Annotated in this window: 16 protein-coding genes; 3 read left to right on the top strand and 13 right to left on the bottom strand. The window is 35.0% G+C overall.

The genetic code is table 11. The features are described 5' to 3' along the window. Positions 1-2 precede the first annotated feature (2 nt). The 9 genes from ED556_RS02295 to ED556_RS02255 form a co-directional block, all read right to left on the bottom strand. Positions 3-410 (bottom strand): hypothetical protein, encoded by a 408-nt coding sequence (locus ED556_RS02295; protein ID WP_296318924.1) that lies wholly within the window; start codon positions 408-410, stop codon positions 3-5. 19 nt (positions 411-429) lie between these two features. Further along, positions 430-1,878: a Fe-S cluster assembly protein SufB gene (gene sufB, locus ED556_RS02290; RefSeq protein ID WP_296318923.1), complete on the bottom strand. Its 1,449-nt coding sequence runs from the start codon at positions 1,876-1,878 to the stop codon at positions 430-432. Between the two features lie 11 nt (positions 1,879-1,889). Next, on the bottom strand, positions 1,890-2,219 hold the full coding sequence (locus tag ED556_RS02285; RefSeq protein WP_296318922.1) for an iron-sulfur cluster assembly accessory protein: 330 nt from the start codon (positions 2,217-2,219) through the stop codon (positions 1,890-1,892). 147 nt (positions 2,220-2,366) lie between these two features. Further along, a complete protein-coding gene (locus ED556_RS02280) occupies positions 2,367-2,582 on the bottom strand; it encodes a hypothetical protein (RefSeq protein ID WP_296318921.1) in 216 nt (71 codons plus the stop codon). Positions 2,583-2,689: 107 nt separating this feature from the next. Next, a complete protein-coding gene (locus tag ED556_RS02275; RefSeq protein ID WP_296318920.1) occupies positions 2,690-3,748 on the bottom strand; it encodes a cytochrome c peroxidase in 1,059 nt (352 codons plus the stop codon). A 4-nt stretch (positions 3,749-3,752) separates the two neighbouring features. Next, a complete protein-coding gene (locus tag ED556_RS02270; RefSeq protein WP_296318919.1) occupies positions 3,753-4,529 on the bottom strand; it encodes an MbnP family protein in 777 nt (258 codons plus the stop codon). A 7-nt stretch (positions 4,530-4,536) separates the two neighbouring features. Beyond that, positions 4,537-5,883, bottom strand: coding sequence for a hypothetical protein (locus ED556_RS02265; protein ID WP_296318918.1), 1,347 nt, complete (start codon positions 5,881-5,883; stop codon positions 4,537-4,539). A 13-nt stretch (positions 5,884-5,896) separates the two neighbouring features. Beyond that, entirely contained in the window at positions 5,897-7,360 is a 1,464-nt protein-coding gene (locus ED556_RS02260) for a choice-of-anchor B family protein (protein ID WP_296318917.1), read from the bottom strand. 63 nt (positions 7,361-7,423) lie between these two features. Further along, positions 7,424-8,869, bottom strand: a complete 1,446-nt coding sequence (locus ED556_RS02255; RefSeq protein ID WP_296318916.1) for a choice-of-anchor B family protein — start codon at positions 8,867-8,869, stop codon at positions 7,424-7,426. A 109-nt stretch (positions 8,870-8,978) separates the two neighbouring features. Between ED556_RS02255 and thiL the strand changes: the two genes are divergently transcribed. Continuing rightward, on the top strand, positions 8,979-10,037 hold the full coding sequence (thiL, locus tag ED556_RS02250) for a thiamine-phosphate kinase (RefSeq protein WP_296318915.1): 1,059 nt from the start codon (positions 8,979-8,981) through the stop codon (positions 10,035-10,037). On the opposite strand, the gene ED556_RS02245 is transcribed toward thiL, so the two are convergent. Both ED556_RS02245 and ED556_RS02240 read right to left on the bottom strand, forming a co-directional pair. Further along, positions 10,038-10,301 (bottom strand): hypothetical protein, encoded by a 264-nt coding sequence (locus tag ED556_RS02245; RefSeq protein WP_296318914.1) that lies wholly within the window; start codon positions 10,299-10,301, stop codon positions 10,038-10,040. 62 nt (positions 10,302-10,363) lie between these two features. Beyond that, entirely contained in the window at positions 10,364-11,134 is a 771-nt protein-coding gene (locus ED556_RS02240; RefSeq protein ID WP_296318913.1) for an alpha/beta hydrolase, read from the bottom strand. A 96-nt stretch (positions 11,135-11,230) separates the two neighbouring features. Here ED556_RS02240 and ED556_RS02235 point away from each other — a divergent pair, with 96 nt between their 5' ends. Both ED556_RS02235 and brnQ read left to right on the top strand, forming a co-directional pair. Further along, entirely contained in the window at positions 11,231-12,781 is a 1,551-nt protein-coding gene (locus tag ED556_RS02235) for a serine hydrolase (protein WP_296318912.1), read from the top strand. Continuing rightward, positions 12,782-14,083: a branched-chain amino acid transport system II carrier protein gene (gene brnQ, locus ED556_RS02230; RefSeq protein ID WP_296318911.1), complete on the top strand. Its 1,302-nt coding sequence runs from the start codon at positions 12,782-12,784 to the stop codon at positions 14,081-14,083. Here brnQ and ED556_RS02225 read toward each other — a convergent pair. Beyond that, on the bottom strand, positions 14,070-14,723 hold the full coding sequence (locus ED556_RS02225; protein WP_296318910.1) for a hypothetical protein: 654 nt from the start codon (positions 14,721-14,723) through the stop codon (positions 14,070-14,072). The two genes, brnQ and ED556_RS02225, sit on opposite strands and share 14 nt — an antisense overlap. 100 nt (positions 14,724-14,823) lie before the next feature. Beyond that, entirely contained in the window at positions 14,824-16,089 is a 1,266-nt protein-coding gene (locus tag ED556_RS02220) for a pentapeptide repeat-containing protein (RefSeq protein ID WP_296318909.1), read from the bottom strand. Positions 16,090-16,091 lie beyond the last annotated feature (2 nt).

Here is a 16,091-nt window from a genome sequence, read left to right as displayed (position 1 = left end):
TCTTAGTTTTCTACTTTTATAATATCATTTTTGGTTGGGTCTGGTGCTTCGATCTTAATAGTTTCTTTTATTTCTATAAAGAACTCCCAAGTGTTTTCATCGTTGCTTTCAAAACGTTTTGCTCTAACAGTAACTGGCACCATATCTGTAGACTCTTTTTTGTAAGCTTTGACTTTTTCGTTTAAAGCTTTCATGTTATCATCTATAACAACCCCATATATTGAACTTGCGGTTTGGATCACTGCAGCATTTTGATTTTCATCGTAAATAAAATCACCTCTTAGTGTGATTAAACCATCGTTTTGGTCATAAGAATTTGAAGTATTCACCTGATCAGTGTCGGTTTTTCCATCATTTTTACATGATGTAATACCAGAAACGATTAGTAATAAAATGATTATTCTCTTCATTGTGAGTCTTATTGATTGTTTATCCTACAGAACCTTCTAAGCTGATTTCAAGAAGTTTTTGTGCTTCAACAGCAAATTCCATAGGTAATTTGTTTAATACTTCTTTACTGAAACCATTTACAATAAGTGCAATTGCTTTTTCAGTATCAATACCACGTTGGTTACAGTAAAAGATTTGGTCTTCACCAATTTTACTCGTTGTAGCTTCGTGTTCTATTTGAGCGGATTTATTTTTTGCTTCGATATATGGAAATGTATGTGCACCGCATTCGTTACCCATTAATAAGCTATCACATTGTGAAAAATTTCGGGCATTCTCAGCTCTAGAACTAATTTGCACTAAACCTCTATATGAGTTTTGAGACTTACCAGCTGAAATACCTTTGGATATGATTGTAGATTTAGTATTCTTACCTAAATGAATCATTTTTGTACCCGTATCTGCTTGCTGATAATTATTAGTAACAGCTATAGAGTAAAACTCACCAATTGAATTATCTCCTTTAAGCACACAAGATGGATACTTCCAAGTTACAGCACTTCCTGTTTCAACCTGAGTCCAAGAGATTTTTGCATTCTTTTCGCAAAGTCCTCTTTTGGTAACAAAGTTGTAAACACCACCTTTACCTTCAGCATTTCCAGGGAACCAATTTTGAACAGTACTGTATTTAATCTCTGCATCTTCCATAGCTATTAATTCTACCACTGCGGCATGCAATTGATTTTCGTCTCGACTTGGAGCTGTACAACCTTCAAGGTACGAGACGTAACTGCCTTCGTCGGCAATAACGAGTGTTCTTTCAAATTGCCCAGTTCCGGCTTGATTTATTCTAAAATACGTAGAAAGCTCCATTGGGCATCTTACACCTTTTGGGATATAGCAAAAACTACCATCACTAAACACAGCTGAGTTTAATGCCGCATAGAAGTTGTCTTTCTGTGGTACAACCGTACCAATATATTTTTTAACCAATTCTGGGTATTCTTGAATAGCCTCAGAAATACTCATAAAAATGATACCCTTTTCAGCAAGCGTCTTTTTGAATGTAGTAGCAACTGAAACTGAGTCTACAACAACATCCATAGCTACACCGGCTAATTTCTTTTGCTCATCAAGTGAGATTCCTAATTTTTCGAACGTCGCCAATAGTTCTGGGTCAACCTCATCTAAGCTATCATATTTAGGTTTGCTGTTTGGCGCTGAATAATAGGATATAGCCTGAAAGTCTGGCTTTTCGTAATGAACGTTAGCCCATTCAGGCTCAGTCATTTCTTTCCACACCTTAAAGGCTTCTAATCGCCAATTGGTCATCCATTCAGGCTCATTCTTTTTCTTAGAAATCGCTCTTACGATATCTTCGTTTAACCCATTGGGAAACGTTTCAGACTCAATGTCTGTGTAAAAACCATACTCATATTCTTTGGTTTTTAACTCTTCCCTTAAATCGTCTTCAGTATATTTTGACATAGCCTATTTACTTAAAGTGAAAAAGATTCGCCACAACCACAAGTTCTGTTGGCATTAGGATTATTAAACACAAAGCCAGTACCGTTTAGTCCTCCAGAATATTCTAAAGTAGTTCCTATTAGGTACAAGAAGCTTTTTTTATCAACTATAATACGTACGCCGTTATCCTCAAAAACTTTGTCTTCTTCGGCTTTAGTATTATCAAATTTTAAATCATAAGAAAGTCCAGAACATCCACCGCTCTTAACGCCAACTCTGATGAAGTCTTTAGACACATCAAAGCCATCGTCACTCATAAGCTCAACGACTTTCTTTTTTGCAGTATCAGATACTTTAATCATAATTCTTAATTAGATTTTATCTAAATAGAGTGCAAAGATACGACATAACAGGCTTTTGCCAACAATAACTAACATTATATTATGATATGACCAAATAGGAATTAGTTATGCAAATCTTTGTCTAGAGAACTAAGTAGTAGTGAATGGCTATGCAACCTTTCGCTTAAGTAAGAATAGTTTGCGAAGTGCAACTTCGAATATTTTATCTGTTGCGCCACTAGAATTGAAGTCACCGTGATCGTCTATAGTAACTTTTGCGCTACAATTTTTGCAAAGTAACTGGTCACCCTTGCCATCTTCAGGCTTGTAGAAATTATGACCAAAAACGATACAAGATATATTATCTGTATTGGTAGGTTTCATTAATAGTGATTTGGGAAAAGCAATATAGGGAATCAAAACACTTTTTAAGCTGAAATGCTCTTTTTTTCGATGAAATACACAAAACTATAACATTTTGTTGAAAAATCTTAGTTTTGAAATGCAGGATTTGTAAGAAATGACGGGTCTGATAAGGTTAACAGAAACGCTTTTAAGTCTGCTTTGTCTTCTGGCGAAAGTTGAGCGCCACCTTGATCTATATTTTTCATTAATGGATCGATGGTTGGAGAATTTTGTAAACCCTCACTGTAAAAATCTATAACGTCATCAAGAGTCTGAAAACGACCGTCATGCATGTATGGTGCCGTATAAACCAAATTCCTTAATGATGGTGACCTAAACTTACCATTGTCATTGGGGTCACCTGACACTGCTCCTAATCCTAAATCGGTAAATGTAGCATCAAGGCCATTGTTGTGAAAGTCATTATCTGTCCACAAAGGGTTATTTGGATTACCATGACAATGAAAGCAATCTCCTTTGTCTTCACGAAGAAAAACATCCAAGCCATTAAGTTCTTGAGGAGTTAAAGTGGCTTGCCCAAGCGAATATCTATCGAATTTTGAGTTGGCCGAAATCATGGTGCGTTCAAATTGTGCTATGGCTTTAGTCACTAAATCTTGTGTAATTGTCGATGTATTAAATGCTCTTGAAAATAACTCCGGGTATTCCGGATGCCCTTGTAGCTTATTAATAACATCGTCCCAATCGCTGTGCATTTCAAGCGGATTTTGAACGGGTTCAATTACTTGTCTTTCTAAGCTTAGTTCTTTTCCATCCCAAGCAAAGCGTTCGTTATAATTCCATGCCAAATTAAATAGTGGCATTGAGTTTCTAGTTCCACTTAAACCATCAACACCTACACTAGTAGCTGAATTATCCGAAAACGCATTTTGAGGCGAATGGCAACTAGCACATGATATGGTTTCATCAGCAGATAAAATCCTATCAAAAAACAATCGTTTTCCTAGAGCAATTCCTTCTTCAGTAAGTGGATTGGTGTTTGGTATTACCGGTGGCAATATATTGCTTGAAAAAATCTCAGGAATTTCTAAATCTACAGCTACAGGTGTGTAACCTTCATTGTCACTACTAGAGCAGGATACAATAAATAGAACGATACATAATATGTAACAAATCTTTTTCAAAAATTCATTGTTGCGAAACAGAACCTAAGCTAAATACACTTTGCCCATTTTGAAACATTTGTATCTGAGCAGCTGAGTTAGGCATAAGCACAGTATTTAATTGGTTTAAGTCCCAGGTATTAGGATTTTGAAACCATTCAGCAAGATTTACTTCAATATTAAAAGTAGTTTCACCCGTAATATTTACGGCACCTAAATTAACAGTAAAGAAGGTGTCTTGAGGAAACGTTGGAGACATACCGGGGTTATCTACAGCCCGAATGGCATGATAATTAAAAGGCGCTTCAGAATTACTTGCGTCTAAATATTTACCATCAAATTGCATATAATGGTAACCGCCTCCTAACATATCTGGCACATTGAAAGATGCAGAGTTTAAATCGGCATAATTTTCAGAGTTGTCTTCATTGTCAAATCCAAAAGTGAAAGACACATTATTGTAATTGCCTATTGGAATAGTAAATGGTACTTGAAAAACTAAGTTATTGTTGTTAGTAACATCCACTAAATTATAGGCATCCAACTCTAACACTTCATTAGAAGTTGTAGTAAATACTATATCAGATATTACGTAACGCAAACGCTCAATACTTAACATCTCACCATTTGCGTTAGTGTATTGTACCGAATTAAAATTGGCATTTGTAACTGGGATGCCTTCCCAATTATGGGTAAAGGAAAACACAGGATTAATTTGTGTTGCATTTACAATATCGTCAACATCATCACTACAATTAGTGCATACAAATACAACTAACAGTAACGTTAAAAATTTCTTCATAATTGCTTTAATTTATTTTAAAAAGTAGTAGGTCAGTAAAACCTCTATTATCATCAATATCACCGTCATTGCTTGTTGTATCACCGACAACAATTATAGACCTGTCATTTAATTCTGTAACGCCATAAGCAAAATCAATATTGCTTCCTCCAACAGATGCTTCCCATTGTAAATCTCCATTACTATCAACTTTTATAGCCCAAGCATCATTTTGTCCTTTGTTTTCTGACACATCGCCATCGCTACTTCTCGAACTGCCAGATAAAATAAAACCATTGTCTTGAGTGGTTTTAATAGCTCTTGCAACATCAAAATTAGTGCCGCCAATTGTCTTTTCCCAAATAAGATTGCCTTCAATTGAGATTTGAATTAACCATAAGTCGGCAGCACCATTATTTGAAGACACATCAGTATTATTGCTTCTTGTATCTCCAGCGATTACATAATTGCCATCATTAGTTTTTACGATTGCTCTGGCTTGATCAATTTCATCACCACCAAAAGATTTTTCCCATACAAGGATACCATTAGCATCAATTCGAACCACCCAAAAATCGTAAGATCCTTTATTATTGGTTATATCGGTATCGGCACTATCAGAACCACCTGCAATAATAAAACCTCCATCTGGTGTTTGAACTACACCTTCAGGAGTATCTGTAAAAAGGCCTCCAAAAAATTTACTCCACTGTAATTCTCCGTTAGTATCTAATTTTACTGCCCAATAATCACCACCTGCATGGCGTGTAGCAACACGAGTTGTATTGCCTTGACCACCAGAAGCTGTGACGTCTAAAACACCAATTAATAAATAACCTAAATCTGAAGTTTGTATTACAGAAACCCCATTGTCATTACCTTGAAAGCCTAGCGATTTTTCCCATATAATAGTACCTTGACTATCTAGTTTAGCGATCCAGAAATCTTCTGAGCCATTATTTAAGGAGACGTCAACATCGTTGCTTTGGCTTGAGCCAATAATGGCAAAGCCACCATCTTGAGTTTGAATAATTTCGCTTCCTCTATCATCATTGGTTCCTCCGTATGTTTTTTGCCATTGTAGGTTGTTATTAGCATCATATTTAAGTAACCAATAGTCAAAGCTCGAATCTTGTTTATCAGTAATATCTCCATCATTGCTTTGCGTAAATCCTAATATAGCGTAACCGCCATCATTTGTTGATGTTATAGATTGAGCGCTCTCGTTTGCACTACCGCCTAAAGTTGTAATAAATTCAATATCACCTACCGATGAACTTACAGGTGCTGTGATGTTTAATTGTTCAGGGTTACTGCAATTAAAAAAAAGCAGTACAATACATAGATTTAAAATATAGGGGCTTTTGGCAATCACGGTTTTGAATAAATTATTGACTTTTCTGTACGACAAACAAACCACTTTCAATATCTCCTATCACAATATTACCGCTTGGAAAATAAGGGTAAACACTCCAAACACCATTAAAAGCAGCACCATCACTACTAGGGAAGGTGTCCAAAAAGTGTGTTTCAGTCATTGGGTTACTTGAATTGTTAATGTTAGATATATCAATAATTCGCATTCCTGCTCTATAGTTAGATAAAAAATAATCGTTACCTAACACATAACCATTATGGTCAATAGCAGCAGTTGGTCCAAAATAGGTTGAGAATAGTGCAGGATTATCTAAATCAGAGAAATCAAAGATTAATGTTTTTGTATTAAAGCCAAATCCTTGTTCGTCAGTTTCGTCTCCTAAAATAAAATACCTTTGGTCCTCAGTAAACCATCCTTGATGTGTATATCCTAATTGAGGGTACGAAAATCTTGAAATTATGGTTACATTTAGTTTGTCTGTAACATCTAATACAACAACTTCATTTTCATTGCTACCTACATAAATTTCTTGACCAGTATAGTCCGAATCTGGACCATTATAAGTTACAACTTGCGCATCATGTGAATACCCTACACCAATGAAATCAGCAATAAAAGTTGGGTTCATTGGATTAGAGATATCTACAAATATTGGTCCGCCACCATTTGTAGAGGAGCAACCTACGAGATAGGCAATAGCTTCACTTTCATTAATGACAATATTATGACAACTTCCTACACCATTATAAACGGTATCAGCAGTAAAAGTTTCTGGTGGATTTGTCACATTTCTAAGACGAGTTAAATCAAACACTTGCATACCATGATTACCTACATTATCTGCAACTATAAATGCGTAATCATTGTAGGTTTTAATATCTCTCCAAAAATTGCTGCCAGCATTAGAGTTTAATCTTCCTAAGAATATAGGGTTTAGTGGATCAGTTACATCGACAAAGGCGGTACTATTAGTAAGGCCAACAATAGCATATTCTTTGTTTGAAGTTGAATCGGTCCAGCCCCAAATATCACTTCCTTCTGCAGTCGGAGATCCACTAAGTGTTGCAACATCTATCATGGATAAAATATCTATACCATTACAAGGATATGGTCCAGCCATTCCATTTTCGCATCTAAATAATGGATCTAAAGTATTATCACAAGCATCGCCAATGCCATCGTTATCAGCATCGGACTGGTCAGGGTTAGGAGTTAAGGGACAATTATCGTCGACATCTAGGACCCCATCATCATCATCATCCTCATCGCAAACATCACCTTCTCCATCATTATCAGTATCTAATTGGTCTAGATTATCAGTGTTAGGACAATTATCATCATCATCATTAATACCATCATTATCGCTGTCAATGCTAGTAGGTGGTGGTGGAGATGTGTCGTCGTTATCGCAACTAATGGTGATACTAAATAAAACACATAGTAGGACGTAAATTGTAAGTTTAAAAAATTTCATGGGGTTATTTTTCTGCAATTTAACCATTTAATTATAAATAGGTTAACGCGAGTTTAAGTGATATTATTTTAAGATAACTTTTTGTACCACACGATTATTAATTTTAACCATATATATTCCTTTAGCATTTTGCAATAATGGTAATGTAAAAACCGCTTCATTTATATCTTGTTTATTATAAATGCTTTGACCTAATAGGTTAAACACTTCTACAGAATTTATAATCGTGTTTTCAGGAGATTTAATTTTAGGATTAGTTGTTGCTGGATTCGGATAAATTGAAAATGAACTTATGGCATTAGTGTTAACTGGTAAAGTGCTAATTTTACCTACTACAAATAAGCCACGTTCTATATCGTTTATTACAATATTACCACTACTAAAGTAAGGATAAACACTCCATGCGCCGTTAAATGAAGTATTGTCGTTTTCAGGTCTTGTGTCAAAAAAGCCTATTTCAGTCATTGAATTTGATGCTGCAGATATGTTTGTAATGTCTAAGACACGCATACCAGCGGTATAATTAGCCAGGTAGTATTTATTACCAAGAACATATCCGTTATGGTCTATTGCACCAGTTGGGCCTAGATAAGTTGAAGACAATGATGGATTAGTTAAGTCTGACATATCAAATACCAAAGTCTTGGAGTTAATTCCAAAATCAATTTCATCTTGCTCGTCTCCTAAAATAAAATACCTGTGATCATCAGTAAACCATCCTTGATGTGTGTAACCCAGTTGTAAATATGATAATTCTGAAAGCTTTACAACATTACTTTTGTCGGTTACATCTAAAATGACGATTTCATTTTCGTTACTGCCTACATAGATTTCTCGACCTATATAATTAGTATCTGGACCATTATAAGTTACAACTTGTGCATCATGCGAATAGCCTTCGTCAGAATAGCTTCCTAGACCAACTGGACTTGTGGGGTTAGAAATATCTATAAAAATAGGACCTCCACTAACTCTATCACAACCTACTAAATAAGCGATGGCCGTATCTTCATTAATTACAATATTATGGCAACTACCTATACCCAAAAATCCAACATATATAGCATCGGCACTAAACGTAACAGGAGGATTTGTAACATTTCTCAAACGTGTTAAATCGAACACTTGCATGCCGTGAGCACCAACATTATCTGCCACAATAAAAGCGTGGTTGTTATAAACCTTGACATCACGCCAAAAATTATTACCAGCACTGCTGTCTAAACGTCCAAGAAAAATAGGGTTCACTGGGTCAGAAATGTCTACAAAAGCGGTACTATTTGTCATAGCGCATAGCGCATATTCTTTACCTGTACTTGGGTCTGTCCAACCCCAAATATCACTACCTTCAGGGGTGCCATTTGAGTTGGCTAAAACTGAAACCGGAATTGTAGATAATAGATCGTAATCATTACATGGATAAATACCAGCGAAACCACTTTCACAAGGTGTTTGACTAAATGAAAAGGTGACACAAAATACAATAAGTAAGCGTAGATTTTTTTTCATAAGTAGGTGTAGATTTTTTATTCATAAATTAGTTAAAGATAATATATAAATTGAATTAATTGTCGTTTGAGTATTGTCAAAATATAATCATTCGCTGTACCTTTGCATCATGTTAGAAGATAAAAACCCTCAGCGCACTTCATTAAGTGAGCTTGGAGAGTTCAAACTTATTGAACACTTAACCCATCAGTTTAAAATAAATCATAAGTCGACCATACTTGGTATCGGTGATGATGCCGCAATATTAACGCCAGCCAAGAAAAGTATTGTAGTTACTACCGATGTATTGGTAGAAGGTGTGCATTTCGATTTAAGTTATGTGCCTCTTAAACATTTAGGCTATAAAGCTGTAATGGTAAATTTATCTGATGTTTACGCAATGAACGCTACTGCAACTCAGATTACGGTTTCTATAGCTGTATCAAATAGATTTCCATTAGAAGCTTTAGAAGAATTGTATGCAGGCATAGAAACTGCTGCACGTATTTATAATGTTGATGTGGTTGGTGGAGATACAACATCTTCTACTTCTGGACTTATTATTTCTATTACTGCAATAGGAGAAGTCGAAGACGATAAAGTAGTAAAACGCTCAGGAGCTAAGCCTAACGATTTATTAGTTGTTACTGGTGATTTAGGTGGTGCGTATATGGGACTTCAGGTATTGGAACGCGAGAAAGAGGTCTTTAAAGTAAACCCTCAAAATCAACCAGATTTATCAATGTATACATATATTGTTGAACGGCAACTTAAACCTGAGGCTCGTAAAGATATTGTTGAGCTTTTAGAACAACTAGAGGTAAAGCCTACGAGTATGATTGATATTAGCGATGGATTATCTTCTGAAATTATTCATCTATGTAAACAAAGCAATGTAGGTGTTGATTTGTATGAAAATAAAATTCCTTTAGATCCACAAGTGATAAGTACTTGTGAGGAGTTTAATATTGATAGTACCACAATTGCACTTAATGGTGGTGAGGATTATGAATTGTTAATGACAATTTCTCAAGAAGATTATCCTAAAATAAAAGCAAATCCTAATTTATCGGTTATTGGTTATATAACAGAAGCGGAACGAGGTATGCATTTAATCACACGTGCAGAAACTAAAGTACCTATTATCGCCAAAGGCTGGAAAAATTTTAACGAAACCGATTCCGAATAACTAAGCCGCAGATGTATTAATGCGCTGTCGTTTCATTCGTGCTAATTTATTAGCATAAATTTTTGATAGTGCGGCATTTATATCTCTAAATTTAGGTGTTAATTCAGTTAAATAACCGTTGCTGTTCGTAGTAACTTCTTTACCACAACAAGAACATTTGTATTCTTTAACGTGATAAGTAATTTGTTTAGACAGTTTATAATTGTGACCAAAAACGTCACAATACAGTCTCTTAGAGTTGGTTAGGAAGGTAGATTTTTTCATCAGTCATGAGATTTGGGAAGTCTAAATCTAGAAAAAAAACAAACTAAAAACGCTAAAACGTATTATTTTTCGCTAAAACGCAATAAAAAGTAAGATAATTCTGATTTATTCTCAATATGACTCATATGTCCTTCTGAGAATACAGCAATTTCAGTTGCGGTATCTTTTGTTTTTTCGATTAGCAATTCTTTATCAACGATCCAATCTTTTTCGCCAATTACAATAGCCTTTTTACCAGTAATGGATTTAAAAGCATTGAGTCGGTTTGGCCTAATCGCCATACCTTTATGACCAGCAATAAAACCTTGAACTGTTGTATTCAATGCAACTTTTAGTGCAGCTTTAAAGTTGTTTTCAAAAAGTTTTCGGCTAGTTTCAGCAAACAAGTTTGTAAATGACATTCTCACAAGATTCTCATAATTAGAGGTTGCCATTTGAGCAGCTCGAGCTCTCAACACTTTTCGCTCATGGTTATCAGCTTCAAACGTTGAGTTCATTAAGCATAAATCTTTAACCAAATCAGGCTGTTGTTCTGCTAAAGCTAAAGCCACATAGCCACCCATAGAATGCCCAACGCAGCTTATCTCTTTTATGTTTAAATGCTTAAGTACTGCAAAAACAGCTTCAGCCATTTGCTCCATACTATGAATGTATCCTATGCTTTCGGTTTTACCATGCCCAAGTAAATCAATACATAGTACATGCCTGTTTTCAGAAATGTCATCCACAAAATCGTCCCACATGTTTAAGGTTTCTAAAAACCCATGGAGTAATACTAAGGTCTCACCTTCGCCTTGAGATGTATAGTGAATTTTACAATTTTTGTACGTCATAAACATAAGCGCAAAGATAAACACACTTAGCTACATCTTAGACCAACAATTCATTATATTTGAGGCACTATCATAATCTCAGTAATAACATCTATTATGAATTTTAAACGCTCAATTACGCTCTTAAGCTGTCTTTTTTCATTTGTACTTTTTGCTCAAATTGAAGAAGTCAAACTCGATAAACTCGTTCAAGAAACATTAACCACTTTCGATGTTCCTGGTATTTCAGTAGGGATACTTAAAGACGGAGAAATTGTTTATGCCAAAGGTCATGGCGTGAGGTCGTTGACCAATAAAAAGGATATGAACGAAAACACCCTTGTTGGTGTTGCATCGAACAGTAAAGGCTTTACATGTTTTGCTTTGGCCATGTTAATTGATGAAGGGAAATTACATTGGGACGATAAGGTACGTAAGTATATTCCTGAGTTTCAATTATACGATTCGTGGGCAACTGAGCATTTTACGGTTAGAGATTTAGTAACACATCGTAGTGGTTTAGGTTTAGGTACAGGAGATTTAATGTTTTTTCCTGAAGGCAGTGATTTCACCATTCAAGATATTATAGACAACCAGAAACATATTAAACCGCAGAGTAAATTCCGAACAGATTTTAGATATAACAACAACATGTTTATTATTGCTGGCGAAGTTTTAAAACGTGTCAGTGGCTTAACTTGGGAAGAATTTATTGAAACCAAGATTATGAAACCTGTTGGCATGGTCAATAGTAAAGCATCTTATAATCGCGTCACTGATCGTTCTAACATTATAGATGCCCATACCAGAACTGAAGGCAAGGTTATCCAGATTCCACATGATTGGAGCGAAACCGCCAATGCTGCTGGCGGTATTATGAGTAATGTTCCGGACATGTTGACTTGGGCAAAGTTTTTAATGAATGACGCAGTTACATTAGGAGGAGAACGCCTATTAAGTAAAGCGCAATTTCACGAATTATGGCAGCTTCAAACACCATTAAAAGTTAGACCTGGCGATTGGTACGGTTCAAATTTTAGAGGCTATGGTTTAGGATGGTTTGTTACTGATGTTAAAGGTGGCCATAAGCAAGTATATCATACCGGTGGTTTATTAGGAACAGTCACACAATTTACGATGATACCAGATTTAGATTTGGCTATTGTAGTTTTAACTAATCAAATGAATGGTTCAGCATTTAATACAATTACCAATACTATAAAAGATGCGTATTTAGGCTATGAAGATAGAGGTTGGCTTAAAAATTATGGTGAACGTAATGCGAGATACATTCAATATAATGATAGTATTAAAGTGGCGGTCTATAATCAAATAGATAAAATGAAAACTAGTAATGCACTACCAAAACCGTCCCAAATTGTAGGCACTTACACCGATGCTTGGTTTGGTGATGTGACGATTTCTCATGACGGCAGTGTATATACTATTAAAAGCAAACGATCCTCCACTTTATATGGCGAACTATTGCCGTACAATGCCACCACATATGTTGCTAAATGGAATAATCGCAGCTATGATGCTGATGTCTTTGTGAAGTTTACCTTTGATAAAGATGGAAAAGCACAATCTGCAACCATGGAGTACATAGCACCAATCACCGATTTTAGTTTCGATTTTGGAGATTTAGAATTGATAAAGACCAATTAGATGAACATAAAACGGAAAGAACTTTTAGTCACAAGTTTTGCGTTATTCTCTTTGTTTTTTGGTGCTGGCAACTTGTTACTTCCACCATTATTAGGGTATAACGCTGGTGAAAATTGGCTTTTGGTATGCATCGGTTTTATGATTACCGCAGTGCTTATTCCGATCCTTGGGATTGTAGCACATTCCAAATTACAAGGTACGATGTACGATTTTGGAAAGAAGGTAGCGCCGTGGTTTAGCTCCATCTATTGTATTATCGTTTATATGATTTCGATTGCAATACCGTCACCACGTACAGCATCTGCAACTCACGAAATTGCAATTCATCCTTCGTTTGGAACAAGTCCATTGTTGACTAGCACCATTTACTTTGTTTTGGTTTTAGTGTTTGTATTGAACCGTTCAAAAATTTTGAATTTAATCGGTAAGTTTTTAACGCCATTTATTGTAATCATGCTTTTGGCGGTTATTGTTATTGGCTTATCGTCTTCAGGGTTTACAACAGGAAATTCAGTCTTCGAAACACCAATGGTATCAGGAATTTTAGAAGGCTACCAAACCTTTGATGCTATCGGAGCAGTTGTTGTAGGCGCAGTAATTATTGTGTCTCTCAATTTTGATAACATGCAAGTCAGTAAGTTTGAATCTAAGCGTAAACTCATTCGGAAATCAGGAGTTATTGCCGGCTCAGGATTATTTATTATTTATGCGGGACTCATTGCAGTTGGCGCCTATTTTGGTTCAGAAATTAATGTAGATACGACCTTGAGTAATGATATGCAACGTGCCAATTTACTGCGAGGTATCAGTATTGCTGCATTAGGCACTTTGGGTAATGCCGTGTTGAGTGTTTTAATTTCGCTAGCGTGCTTCACTACAGCGGTTGGTATTGTTGCCGGTACAGCCGATTATTTTAAAGGCTTGTTTGGTAATTCGCAGATGGTATATACCATTACCGCAATCGTTGGTTGCCTTGCAGGTATTGGTGTTGGGCAATTAGATTTTCATTCGATTATCGTTATTGCGTACCCCATATTGTTATTCATTTATCCAATAACTATTATACTTATCATTCTGAATGTACTACCTGAACGATTTACAACGCCATTAGTGTTTAGAGTGGTGGTTATTGCAACATTTATATTTAGCATACCAGATGTTATAGGTTTTATTAGTCCATCTGAAAGTTTAGAACATATAATCAGCTATATTCCTTTAGCTACCCATAGTTTGGGTTGGGTGTTGCCCGCTATAATAACATTTGTTTTGGTGAATCTTATCCAAAAACCTAGTTCGCATTAAGGTTTTTAATAGCCGAAAATGCTTGATCTACCAAATGACTTTCTACCAAAACGGTAAATTCATTAGTGGTCGAAATCACTTCGTGCAATGCAATACCATGCCAAGCAAAACGCTTAAAAATTTGATAATACAACCCTGAAATACGAGAGTTGTTTTTTGGCAAACGAATACTAATTGCTGATAAGTTATCTTGAGAATCAATCATCTTTTCTGAACTAAAAGCGTCAAGCACCATTTTTTGATCTGAAGCGGATACCACAATATTACTCTCGTAAATTCCACGCGAGAATCCATAAAACGATTGTGGGTCGAGATTGTCCAAAACTTTAGCATGACTTTTAATCAGCGTATCCGAATTTTGAAACGTATAATCAATAAGGTTTGAGCGCACGGTAATATCACCCAATTCTCGTAACACCGCCTTAAGCTGATGCGATTGACGTAGATGTACAGGTGCACCATAACGACGCAACGCCATCATAATAGCACCTGTTTTTACAGGCTTACCAAGCATGTCACTAATAGGCTTCTGTAACTCCTCTGATAATGCCGAAAAATTTATGATTTCTCTGAATAAGGCTTCTTCTAAAAAAGGCTGCTTGATTAGTATATCTTCAACACAAGATGCAATAGTTTTCATAATGTTATATAATTAACAGAATGTGTAAATATAATAAGAATAGTTAATTATAAGAGATTAATTTTTAGTAATTATTAAGTAAATGAAAAAGCGAAAAGAGTTATTTAAATTTCCTAAATGCTTGAATGAATTGATAAATTCCATAACCAACAAAAATTCTACCCAAAAAATCGAATACGTAATAGCATGGAGTTAGATTTATTTCCTCTCCTAAATAATTAAATTTATGTGTTGGAATTAAAAATTGCACGAATGAACTTAAGCCTTTATTAAACTCCCATAGAGAAATATTAAGTGTGAATTCGTAGTTTTCTGTACTAATGAATGATAGATAAAAAAAGAACCACCCAACAATAATGATAAAAAGAAATGCTCTGAAATAAGAGTTACCATGATTATTTGATATACCATTTAACCAAAGAGTGGCTTTATCAAACCAATTGTTGAATGACCATTCCTTATTAGCCAATATTTGTTTATAAGTTTTTTTTTCAAAAAGTTTGAAGTTTAAATATTCAGGAATATTCTTCTGCTTCTCAAATTCTAGCTTTAACAGTCGATAAGTCTCGAGTTTATTTTGGATTGGAATAACACCACTTTTTGAAACTGCTCTTTCATATTCAAATTCCTTAGTAATTCCATTTTCAGAATAGTATTTATCATATGAATGAGATAAATCAAATATTGTTAATTCTCCCTTAAGAACAGCTAGAGAAAAATCAAAGCCTTTGTCAAATATAGTAGATCGCATTATGACCTTATCATTTAACAAAGTGTAAGTGAATAATATATTTTGATTAAATCTAGTAGCTGATAATACGACTATATTTAAGAAGTCAGTTTTATAGAATATAACATTTTCCTTGAAGGTTGTATTATAAAAATCTACGAGTCCGTGAAAGGTAGCATTTTTAAATTTTGTCTTGTAAACATCACAGCTTTTTACCCTAAGTTTTCCAAGCTTACTATTTTCATCCCCAAAGATACTTTCAGAAACATCTAAGTCATTAATTTCACAATTTTTAAAAGTAAGATTTGTTTTTCTAGATTGAATTCTAAGTGAATCATTAAACCAACATTGGCCATCAAAATTTATTTCTCTTTTTGAGTTTTCCAATTTCACTGGTGACAAAAACTCACAATTATTTATGATGTATTCACCAGTCATTAACAAATTACTCAGATTAGAATTAAAAGGATATCCAGCAAAATTAAATGGTATTACAACTGAAAAGTCAAATGAAATATTATTTAGTTCAACTACATTCGTTCCGGAAAATTCTCCTTTGTCATATTGATTTGATAAATAATTTCCAAAATCATCTTTTGACTCAAACCTATGGTCAATTTTAAGTGGTCTTTTCACAA

The sequence above is a fragment of the Winogradskyella sp. genome, from assembly GCF_003712105.1.
Taxonomy (GTDB): domain Bacteria; phylum Bacteroidota; class Bacteroidia; order Flavobacteriales; family Flavobacteriaceae; genus Winogradskyella.
Note: the sequence above shows the minus strand (reverse complement) of the source record. Positions and strands in the feature narration are given on the sequence as shown.